This is a genomic window from Sporosarcina sp. Y1004 (assembly GCF_057669665.1).
This window is the reverse complement of sequence record NZ_JBYHFQ010000003.1, coordinates 101697-112971: the sequence shown is the minus strand read 5'-3', so window position 1 is coordinate 112971 and position 11275 is coordinate 101697. Positions and strand designations below refer to the sequence as shown.

General features: G+C 40.6%; 11 protein-coding genes. All 11 read left to right on the top strand.

All coding sequences use genetic code 11. The features are described 5' to 3' along the window. Window positions 1-7: 7 nt before the first annotated feature. The 11 genes from AC25Y6_RS03395 to AC25Y6_RS03345 all read left to right on the top strand — a co-directional run bounded on the left by AC25Y6_RS03395 (window position 8) and on the right by AC25Y6_RS03345 (window position 11272). A complete protein-coding gene (locus AC25Y6_RS03395) occupies window positions 8-370 on the top strand; it encodes a response regulator (RefSeq protein ID WP_488142062.1) in 363 nt (120 codons plus the stop codon). Window positions 371-386: 16 nt separating this feature from the next. Continuing rightward, window positions 387-1082 carry a flagellar biosynthetic protein FliO gene (locus AC25Y6_RS03390; RefSeq protein ID WP_488142061.1) on the top strand — a complete coding sequence of 232 codons (696 nt, stop codon included), beginning with the start codon at window positions 387-389 and terminating at the stop codon, window positions 1080-1082. Then, window positions 1075-1740 carry a flagellar type III secretion system pore protein FliP gene (gene fliP / locus AC25Y6_RS03385; RefSeq protein ID WP_482100450.1) on the top strand — a complete coding sequence of 222 codons (666 nt, stop codon included), beginning with the start codon at window positions 1075-1077 and terminating at the stop codon, window positions 1738-1740. The genes AC25Y6_RS03390 and fliP overlap by 8 nt, the downstream gene beginning before the upstream one ends. Before the next feature lie 12 nt (window positions 1741-1752). Further along, window positions 1753-2022: a flagellar biosynthesis protein FliQ gene (gene fliQ, locus AC25Y6_RS03380; protein WP_482100451.1), complete on the top strand. Its 270-nt coding sequence runs from the start codon at window positions 1753-1755 to the stop codon at window positions 2020-2022. A gap of 4 nt (window positions 2023-2026) precedes the next feature. Continuing rightward, window positions 2027-2803, top strand: a complete 777-nt coding sequence (gene fliR, locus AC25Y6_RS03375) for a flagellar biosynthetic protein FliR (RefSeq protein ID WP_488139355.1) — start codon at window positions 2027-2029, stop codon at window positions 2801-2803. Window position 2804: 1 nt separating this feature from the next. Then, complete coding sequence (flhB, locus tag AC25Y6_RS03370) at window positions 2805-3887, top strand: flagellar biosynthesis protein FlhB (RefSeq protein WP_488142060.1); 1083 nt, start codon at window positions 2805-2807, stop codon at window positions 3885-3887. A gap of 168 nt (window positions 3888-4055) precedes the next feature. Beyond that, on the top strand, window positions 4056-6086 hold the full coding sequence (flhA, locus tag AC25Y6_RS03365) for a flagellar biosynthesis protein FlhA (RefSeq protein ID WP_488142059.1): 2031 nt from the start codon (window positions 4056-4058) through the stop codon (window positions 6084-6086). Beyond that, window positions 6086-7192, top strand: a complete 1107-nt coding sequence (gene flhF / locus AC25Y6_RS03360; protein ID WP_488142058.1) for a flagellar biosynthesis GTPase FlhF — start codon at window positions 6086-6088, stop codon at window positions 7190-7192. The genes flhA and flhF overlap by 1 nt, the downstream gene beginning before the upstream one ends. Then, complete coding sequence (locus tag AC25Y6_RS03355; RefSeq protein ID WP_488142057.1) at window positions 7185-8051, top strand: MinD/ParA family protein; 867 nt, start codon at window positions 7185-7187, stop codon at window positions 8049-8051. The genes flhF and AC25Y6_RS03355 overlap by 8 nt, the downstream gene beginning before the upstream one ends. Window position 8052: 1 nt before the next feature. Next, on the top strand, window positions 8053-9201 hold the full coding sequence (locus AC25Y6_RS03350; RefSeq protein WP_488142056.1) for a protein-glutamate methylesterase/protein-glutamine glutaminase: 1149 nt from the start codon (window positions 8053-8055) through the stop codon (window positions 9199-9201). Between the two features lie 13 nt (window positions 9202-9214). Then, complete coding sequence (locus tag AC25Y6_RS03345) at window positions 9215-11272, top strand: chemotaxis protein CheW (RefSeq protein WP_488142055.1); 2058 nt, start codon at window positions 9215-9217, stop codon at window positions 11270-11272. Window positions 11273-11275 lie beyond the last annotated feature (3 nt).

Here is an 11275-nt window from a genome sequence, read left to right as displayed (position 1 = left end):
CATGGAAATGGGTAAACGTATATTAATAGTAGATGATGCAGCTTTCATGCGTATGATGATAAAAGATATTTTGACAAAAAACAACTTTGAGGTTGTTGGAGAAGCGGCGGATGGTGCACAAGCGGTTGAAAAGTATTTAGAATTAAAGCCTGATCTCGTTACGATGGACATCACAATGCCTGAAATGGACGGAATAACTGCTCTGAAAGCGATTAAAGAGAAAGACCCAACTGCACTGGTCATTATGTGTTCGGCAATGGGACAACAAGGTATGGTTATCGATGCGATTCAAGCAGGAGCGAAAGACTTCATTGTCAAACCGTTCCAGGCAGACCGAGTCGTCGAAGCAATTGAAAAAGCATTAGGATAACCGAAGGGTGAAATTAATGAATGTACAAAAGCTTTTTTTAGCTCTCATTTTAATCGTTATTTTAGTGAATCAATTCTCATTAATAACTACTTATGCTGACACAGAGCCGGATCCCGATAAGCCTGTGTCAGATTTGTTTACTAGAGACCCGGAAACTGAAACGGAAGACCGTTCGGATTCTGAAGTAGATGTTCCGATAGATAACGTTCCTACAGAAAAAGAATCCGTTGGTACGTCAGCTGGAGATTATATAAAAACGATGTTTGCTTTACTTTTCGTCATCGGTTTATTATTTGGGCTTCTGAAGTTCGTTAATCGGAAAAATAAACTTTACGACAAAAGTCGATTCATGAAAAATATGGGTGGTATCTCACTTGGGCAGCATAAATCAATTCAGCTGGTCGTTATTGGAGAAGCCTACTACCTCATTGGTGTAGGTGATGACATCCGATTATTAAAAGAGATTACAGACCCTGAAGAAATTGACAAGCTTGTTGAGTTCTACAATACAGATACTACAGATTTGCCGAATGGAATGCTCAATCAATTACTAGTTAGAGTAGCAGGGAAATCAAAAAAATCACCTTATGAAAATTCGGAAGAGTCAACTGATTTTAGCAGTCTCTTTAAATCGAGGATTGAGGAGATGAAAGAGGAAAGGAAACGGCATATCGGCCGCTTGACAGAAAAGGAGCGCAACCGAGATGAATGATATTACTCAATTTTTTTCGGATAGTGACCCATCCAACGTATCGACATCCATTAAAATGATGTTGTTGCTGACCGTTTTATCACTTGCTCCGGCGATTTTAATTTTGATGACTTCTTTTGCGAGAATCATAATTGTTCTATCATTCGTCAGAACAGCACTCGCTACAAACCAAATGCCTCCAAACCAAGTACTCGTGGGGCTCGCGCTTTTTCTAACATTTTTTATCATGGCACCGACATTTCAGCAAGTGAACGAAGAAGCACTTACACCTTTATTTGAAGAAGAGATAACACTCGAAGAAGCCTATGAGTTGGCCAGTATGCCATTTAAAGAATTCATGAGTAAACATACCAGGCAGAAAGATTTAGAGTTATTCCTCCGATACAATGAAGCAGATCGACCTGAATCACTTGAAGATATTCCGCTAACGATGCTTGTCCCGGCGTTCGCGCTGAGTGAAATAAAAACAGCATTCCAAATGGGCTTCATGATTTTCATCCCATTTCTAGTCATTGACATGATTGTGGCAAGTATTTTAATGTCAATGGGGATGATGATGTTGCCACCAGTTATGATATCTTTACCGTTTAAAATACTGCTTTTCGTCCTGGTAGATGGATGGTATCTCATCATCAAATCATTGCTGCAGAGTTTTTAGGAGGAGTTTTGAATGACACAAGAAATGGTTATATCAATAGCTGAGCGTGCAATCTGGGTCATTCTATTGACTTCAGGACCACTTCTAATTCTTGCACTCGTTTCGGGACTTGCTGTCAGTATATTTCAGGCTACAACGCAAATTCAAGAACAGACATTGGCATTTGTTCCTAAAATAGTTGCTGTCCTCGTAGGAGTCGTTTTTTTCGGTCCATGGATGCTTGCGAGGGTTACTTCGTTTACGGCTGATATTTTTGAGAATCTTGGTCGGTATATCGGATGATTAGATGGAAGAACTAGTACCTTCATTCGCAGCATATTTACTCGTATTAACACGGGTCACGGCCTTTTTTGTAACACTTCCACTGTTCTCTTATAAGGCAATCCCCGCGACGCATCGCATTATTTTCGGAGTGGTGCTTGCTTGGATAATGGTCTATACGATTGATATTCCTGATTTAGAGATAAATGGAGCCTATTTTCTCTTGATTATGAAAGAAGCAATGACTGGATTATTTATTGGGGTCATAGCATTCATCGTCATGTCTGCAATTCAGATTGCTGGCGGGTTCATCGATTTTCAGATGGGCTTCGCCATTGCGAACGTCATTGATCCTCAAACGGGGGCACAATCTCCGTTGTTAGGACAGTTTTTCAACTCCCTAGCAATTCTTTTATTGCTCGCATTGAACGGACATCATTTGTTGTTGGATGGAATTTATTACAGCTATCAATTCATTCCAGCGGATCAACTTTGGCCAGCTTTTGGAGAAGAGCGGTTGGTTGAGTTCGTTATAAAAACGTTTGCGACTACATTTGCAATTGCTTTCCAAATGTCAATACCGATAGTGGCAACCTTATTCCTAGTCGATTTGGCACTTGGAATTACAGCAAGGGCAGTACCGCAATTAAACATTTTCGTCGTTGGATTTCCAATCAAGATTGGCGTCAGTTTCATCGTTCTATTTATTATGATGGGCGTTATGATTCAGGTGATGAAGAAATTGTTTGAAGTGATGATTTTGAGTATGAGGGACTTGATGATTATTCTTGGAGGTGGTTAATATGTTATTGCGGCTTAATCTGCAATTTTTTGCAGGGGAAAAAACCGAAAAAGCCACTCCAAAAAAGCGCCAAGATTCTCGTAAGAAAGGGCAAGTGCTTAAAAGTCAGGACGTTACAAGTGCAATTCTTCTACTTTCCGTGTTCCTTTTCCTGTTTTTTTCGGCTGGAATGATGAGGGACCGCTTTTTCGTGTTTTTCCATCAGGCGTTTAGTGAATTCATCACAATACCTAAATTGGATGAAGCCCAGGCAATGCTTATTTACAGTGATGTATTGATTCAAATGGCTTTTATCCTGTTGCCTGTTATGCTCATTGCTGTCGTTGCGGGCATAGCGGGGAATGTGTTCCAATTCGGCTTACTTATCACAGGTGAACCGTTAAAAGTGGATTTAAAAAAAATTGACCCTATCAAAGGATTCAAACGTATTTTTTCCATTCGTGCCATTGTGGAATTAATGAAATCCATATTGAAAATTTCATTTATTGGTACAACTACAACCCTTATCGTCATGGCAAATATCGACAAAGTACTTGGATTGGCGTTCAAAAGTCCATGGGATACGTTAACGACTGTAGCCCAACTGACGGCGTTAATGGGAATCGTAGCAGCATTGGTATTGTTATTCATTTCCTTATTGGATTTTATGTATCAGAAATTTGACTATGAAAAAAATCTCCGGATGTCTAAACAGGATATCAAGGATGAATATAAAAACTCTGAAGGTGATCCTATCATCAAATCACGTATTAAGCAGCTTCAACGTGAAATGTCGATGAGGCGCATGATGCAGGAAGTACCAAATGCAGATGTCGTCATTACAAATCCTACCCATTATGCGATTGCGTTAAAGTATAAGGATGGAGATATGGACGCGCCAATTGTTGTTGCAAAAGGCGTTGACTTCATTGCTCAAAAGATTAAATTGATTGCTAAAGAACATGACGTCGTAATGGTCGAGAATCGCCCACTTGCCAGATCGCTTTATGATGATGTCGAAATTGGCGGGAGGATCCCGGAAGAGTTCTTTAAAGTAATTGCTGAAGTACTTGCGTACGTGTATAGAATTCAGCGCAAAATTTAACTCAGTCACAAGTAGTAAGGATTGAACCGCATCCTTTAAGGTAGGATCGAACTATATCCTTCTAAGAAGGATTGAACTGCATCCTTCCTACTATCACTAGCTCAATTCAAAATCTGAAAATAAATATGCTTTGGCGTATTTGATTACATACAAGAAAGTAGGGATGACATGCAATTCAGAGATATAGGAGTGCTCGCGGCGGTCATCATGATTGTTGCGATGCTTGTCATCCCGCTTCCACCATGGCTTTTAAGTTTCTTAATTATTATAAATATTACACTCGGACTTTTAGTTCTTTTAACAGCCATGAATATGCAGGAAGCGTTACAGTTTTCAATTTTCCCCACATTAGTTCTTCTTCTTACGCTTTTCCGACTCGGCCTCAACGTTTCAACAACGCGTGCAATTTTAGCGAACGGTGATGCGGGGAGTGTCGTTGAGACATTTGGGACGTTCGTTACAGGCGGGAATATCGTCGTTGGTCTCGTCATTTTCATCATTCTAGTAATCATCCAGTTCATCGTCATTACAAAAGGGGCGGAGCGGGTATCTGAAGTAGCTGCCCGTTTCACACTAGATGCAATGCCAGGGAAACAGATGAGTATTGACGCCGATTTAAACGCAGGTATGATTTCGGAAACAGAAGCACGTACTAGACGTGAAAAAGTTAGTAATGAAGCCGACTTCTACGGTGCAATGGATGGAGCAACAAAATTCGTCAAAGGGGACGCAATCGCCGGTATTATCATCGTTATTATAAACTTACTCGTCGGTATGATAATCGGTGTAGCCCAAATGGGACTGCCGTTCGGGGAAGCGGCATTACTCTTCTCACAACTAACAGTCGGTGACGGGATTGTTTCCCAAATACCTGCCTTACTCACATCGACAGCTACGGGTATTGTCGTCACTCGCGCCGCATCTAAAGGTAATCTGGGTGCGGATATAACTTCACAGCTACTAGGACAGCCAAAACTGCTTTATGTCGCTGCTGCTACAGTTCTATTGCTTGGTCTAGCTACACCAATTAATGACATTTTCACAATGCCAATTGCACTTGCATTAGCGGTGGGAGCATACGTGATGTCTAAAAAAGTTGAAGAAGATCCCAAAGAATTGCTGGAAATGGAAGAGGATATAGAAACGGAAGGTCTGAAAAGTCCTGAAAACGTTGTTAATCTACTCAATATCGATCCGATTGAATTTGAATTCGGTTATGGGCTTATCCCGCTTGTTGATGCAACTCAAGGCGGGGATCTACTTGACCGTGTTGTCATGATCCGTAGGCAACTTGCAATTGAGCTTGGGCTTGTTATCCCTGTTGTCCGTATACGAGATAATATCCAACTACAACCAAATGAGTATAGGATCAAAATTAAAGGAAGTGAATTGGCGAGAGGTGAACTGCTTCTGGATCATTATCTTGCAATGAGCCCAGGAGGAGATGATTCAATCGAAGGCATTGATACAATCGAGCCGTCGTTTGGACTCCCAGCTAAGTGGATTACTGAAGAGGTGAAAGAAGACGCTGAAATTCTTGGCTATACAGTTGTTGATCCGCCAAGTGTCGTTTCGACGCATCTGACCGAAGTGATTCGTGCGAATGCTGCAGAATTGATTGGGCGTCAAGAAACAAAACAACTTGTTGATCACGTGCGTGAAACGTTCCCAATCCTTGTAGATGAGTTGACACCTACACCATTATCGATTGGTGAAATTCAAAAAGTACTTGCGAAATTACTTAATGAGCATGTTTCAGTGCGGAATTTACCAATTATTTTTGAAACACTCGCGGATTATTCTAAATTCACGTCTGATGTTGATGTCTTAACGGAGTATGTCAGGCAAGCACTTGCTAGGCAAATTACGAATCAATATGCAGCAACTGGTCAATCACTTAAAGTACTGACGGTGTCTGGAAAAGTGGAGAAAATGATTGCTGACAATATTCAACAGACTGAACAAGGTAATTATTTATCAATTGACCCGCAACATTCACAGGGAATTCTAGAATCAATCGCAGGCGAAGTAGAGCGTGTTGCATTGATGGATCAATCTCCAGTTGTTCTTTGTACTCCGGCAATCCGAATGTACTTGAGACAAATAACTGAGCGGTATTTTCCGCAAATTCCAGTGTTATCATACAATGAACTTGAATCTTCAATTGAAGTCCAAAGTGTCGGGGTGGTGGATATCTGATGAAAATGAAAAAGTATTCGGCTGATTCGATGGTAGATGCCATGAAAAAAGTACGCATGGATTTTGGGGATGATGCGATCATTCTTAGTTCATCTGTCGTTAAATCTAAAGGTTTTCTAGGGCTATTTAAAAAGAAATCCGTGGAAGTAGTCGCAGGCTTTGATGAACCGGTAATGAATGTAGCAGAAACTGTAGTTCCATTGATTGCATCAGACGTGGATAGAGTCGAGTCTGTTGAATTGAAGAAAGAAATGACTGAAGTGAAAAAAATGCTGAGGGATATGCAGCAAACTGCATCTTATTCTCGGTTTCCTGATGAAATCAAACCGTTGCTCGCGCATCTCCGTAAACAGGGGTTGTCGGAGAACACTATTCATCAAATAGGTGAAAATCTTTTTAATCGGATGAAAGCTGATAAAAAAGATTTTACTGTGGAAGAGCAACTTCAGATTGTTAAGCAATTTTTGGACCAAGAAATTGGAAGTTTACCGTTCGGCGGAATATCTTTCAACAAAAAATACATTAATGTGCTGGGACCCACAGGGGTAGGGAAAACGACTACAATCGCTAAAATTGCTGCAAGAGCACTACTTGAAAAAAAGAAGAAAATCGGTTTTATTACTACTGACACATACAGAATCGCGGCAATCGAGCAGCTACGTACATATGCGAACCTACTACAAGCACCAGTGGAAGTCGCATACAACAGCAATGATTTTGAAAAAGCGATTGAGAAACTGAAAGACTTGGATTTGGTTTTTATCGATACGGCTGGCCGGAATTATAAGGAGGCTAAGTTCGTAGAAGATTTGACACGCCTCATCGATTTTTCACTGGATATGGAATCATATCTGGTATTATCTGTGACTTCAAAGGAAGAAGATATGAGGGTAATTGTAGAACAGTTCAATGCATTTCCAATCGAGAAATTCATTTTTACAAAAATGGACGAAACAGGCTCAATGGGTCCCGTCATTAATTTGATGAAGGATTATGGAATTGGAACCGCATATTACACCGACGGTCAAGAAGTGCCGGAAGATATCATTGAAGCAGATAGCATGAAACTTATCACTTTATTATTAAAGGGTGCTTATGATGCGTGATCAGGCTGAAACGCTCAGACTTAAGATGATGGAGTCCCAAGGTGAAATATCAAAATCGATTGCAATAGTAAGTGGAAAAGGCGGAGTCGGAAAATCAAACTTCTCAACAAATTTTGCCTATGCGCTTATTTCAAAAGGGAAGAAAGTGCTTATTATCGATATGGATATCGGAATGGGTAACATTCATATCCTTCTCGGTACGACACCACAATATAGTTTGAGAGATTATTTGTTAGGAACACAGGAATTGGACGTAGTGATTAATGAGGCGCCTGGGGGTCTGTCTTTCATATCAGGAGGTTCTGGCCTTGATACGGTGATGGAGTGGTCATCGGAAATGTTCGAGAGACTCATTCAAGCATTTGAGTATCTGCAAAAACAATATGATTTCATATTGTTTGACATGGGAGCCGGTGCGACTCAAAATTCGATTGAATTGATTGTTGCGGTTGATGAAATCATTGTGATTTCGACATCCGAACCGACTTCCATCACAGATGCATACTCTATGATGAAATTCATCTGTCTTCAAGATTCTGAAAAAGTGTTCAGCATTGTAAGCAATCGGGTTACAAAAGGAGATGATGGAAACGATGCCATTACAAGACTTCAGTATGCAATGCGTAAGTTTCTTGGTAAAGAGACGAGAATTCTAGGTTTCCTTCCTGAAGACCCGGTTGTTCATAAAGCGGTTATTGCACAAGAACCATTTTTGCTTCTATTTCCAAACGCCCCTATTTCCAAGAGAATATTTGCAATTGCAGAAACTTTTATTAGCCCTAGCTCTACTGAAGCGGTCAAAATAGAAGAAAGGTTCCTTAGAAAACTTAGGAGCCTATTTACGAAAGGGCGTGGATAATTTGAATAGAGACAACCGTAAGAAAGTGCTTGTCGTGGATGATTCAGCGTTTATGCGTAAGCTCATATCAGATTTCCTTTCGGGGCATCCTGAAATCGAAGTGATTGGGACCGCTCGCAATGGTAAGGATGCGGTTGAAAAAGTGCTGTCTTTGAAACCTGACGTAGTTACGCTAGATATTGAAATGCCAATTATGAATGGCCTCGAAGCACTTGAAAAAATGATGACTGATCACCCGGTACCAGTCGTCATGCTTTCCAGCACAACAAAAATTGGAGCGGAAAATACGATGCTGGCAATGGAATACGGAGCAATTGACTTCGTCGCTAAGCCGGGTGGGGCAATTTCCTTAAATCTTCACGAGGTGAAGGAAGAAATAATTGAAAAAGTCATTGCGGCCGCAGAAGTTGATATATCTAAAGTAACAAAGAAATTCACTAATCTGCGGTTAATCGAGCCGGCACCATCAAAATTGACTAATCAACCAATCAGAACTACATCTGAGATTGCTTTGACTTCTAATAATCAGAAAGAGTCGATAAATGTTTCCAGAATAAATAGTAAAATAACAACTAAAACATTTGTTATAATAGGTACATCGACCGGGGGACCTAGGGCATTGCAAGAAGTGCTTACGGGTTTGCCCGCATCCATATCCGCGCCCATACTTATTGTTCAACATATGCCACCAGGTTTTACAAAGTCTTTGGCAGATAGACTGGACGGTCTTTGTGATATCCATGTCAAAGAGGCAGAAGATGCCGAGTTGCTTGAAAATGGGACAGCGTATATTGCACCAGGGGGAAAGCATTTAAAAATTAAAAAAATAGGCATGAATTACTACGCTCATCTGGATGCAGTGGAACTACCACGTATGGGACATCGTCCATCCGTCGACGTACTTCTTGAGTCAGCAGCAAAAAGTAATCAATTAAACTATTTGACCGTTATCATGACAGGAATGGGGTTTGACGGAAGAAATGGAATGGTGCTTCTTCGGGAAAGCTGCAGGACAATCACTATAGCCGAATCAGCAAAGTCATCAGTCGTTTACGGTATGCCAAAAGCCATAAAAGAAGCTGGACTGGCTGATCAAGTTGCAGACTTGGAAAATATAGCAGGACTGATAGTGCAAAATTTAAAGTATTGAAGGGGGTGGCATGATGGATACAAGTCAATACTTGGAAATGTTTATTGAAGAAAGTAAGGAACATCTTCAATCATGCAACGAACATCTGTTAGAACTCGAAAAGAATCCGCAAGATCTTGGCATAGTAAATGAAATTTTCCGATCCGCCCATACATTGAAAGGGATGTCGGCAACGATGGGATATGAAGACATCGCCGCACTGACCCATATGATGGAAAATGTGTTGGATGCAATCCGTAACTCAAAGATACGTGTTACAACTGAAATTTTGGACGTTGTACTTAGGGCTGTTGACTATCTTGAAGAGATGGTCTTGGATATTGCATCGGGTGGGACTGGTAAGAAAGATGTACAGGACCTTGTCCAATCACTCAACAGAATCGAAGCTGGAAAAGATCCTGTCAGCAAAGCTACATCAGAAACCGCAGCAACTGCTGAAGCGCCTGTTATAAATGGTAAAGATGAAGGAAATCCCCTTCATTATGATGGATATGAAATGACTGTCATCAGCCAATCTTTTGAACAAGGATTTAATGCGTTTGAAATTACCGTTCAGCTGCGTGAGGACTGCTTATTAAAAGCAGCGAGGGTTTTTATGGTATTTGAAATACTTGAGAAGTCCGGAGAAATTATCAAGTCGGAACCGAAAGTGGAACAACTTGAGAATGAAAACTTTGAAGAAATCTTTACTGTTGCATTAATTACAAAAGAAAATGCGGATGCATTAAAGACTAAAGTAATGAAAGTATCTGAAATCCAAAATGTTACTGTGACGCAAATTACAAATGATTACCTGAAGCAGGATAATGACGATCAGGTAGAAGAAGTTATGGAAAACAAAAAGGCTATTTCAAATGTCCCTGACGTGAGTAAAAGTCCAGATGAACAAAAGGGTAAACGAAATACAGGTGTGCAATCAGGCAACAAAACGATTCGAGTGAATATTGATCGACTGGATGTCTTAATGAACTTGTTTGAAGAGTTGGTTATAGACCGAGGCAGACTCCAATCAATTGCTAGCGAAATCCATAATTCGGAACTGAATGAAACTGTCGAAAGGATTACACGAATATCAGGTGATTTGCAAACAATTATCTTAAATATGCGTATGATACCCATTGAGACAGTTTTTAATCGTTTTCCTAAAATGGTAAGACAGCTAGCGCGTGATTTGAATAAGAAAATCAATCTCGAAATTATTGGAGCAGAAACAGAGCTGGACCGGACAGTTATTGATGAAATCGGCGATCCTCTTGTCCATTTAATCCGTAATGCATTGGATCATGGAATTGAAAGTCCGGCCGAACGGCTAGCACAAGGCAAGCATGAAGAAGGTACAGTAACATTACGCGCATACCATTCCGGGAATCATGTCTTTATTGAACTTGAGGACGATGGTGCAGGTGTTAATCGTCAACGTGTTCTGGCAAAAGCAATAAAGAGCGGTATCATTTCGGAGGAAATGTCTGAGACATTGACGGACCGTCAAGTAGCAGAACTCATTCTTGCATCCGGTTTCTCGACAGCTGAAAAAATTTCGGATGTCTCGGGCCGAGGAGTTGGTCTGGATGTAGTGAAAAACACAATTGAGTCTCTCGGAGGCTTCATTTCGATTGAATCGAAAGAAGGTCAAGGTTCTTTGTTCCAAGTACAGCTCCCGTTAACACTGTCTATTATTTCCGTCATGCTTGTGGAATTGGGAGATGAAGTATTCGCAATTCCACTATCATCTATCATTGAAACGGCAATTATTCAAACAACGGAAATTATGAATGCCCACAACCAAAGAGTAATTGATTTCCGTGGCAATATTATACCACTTGTCAACTTGATGGAAATTTTTGATATGCCGGAAACAGCTAGTGTTTCTGACGAACATCAGTCAATTGTTATCGTACGAAAAGGTGATAAGTTAGCAGGACTTGTTGTCGGTGGTTTTATTGGGCAGCAGGAAATTGTCTTGAAGTCACTGGGGAATTATTTACAAAGCGTATTCGCGATATCTGGCGCAACGATTCTAGGAAATGGACAAGTTGCGTTAATAGTCGATTGTAACGCATTGATTAAATAGGCG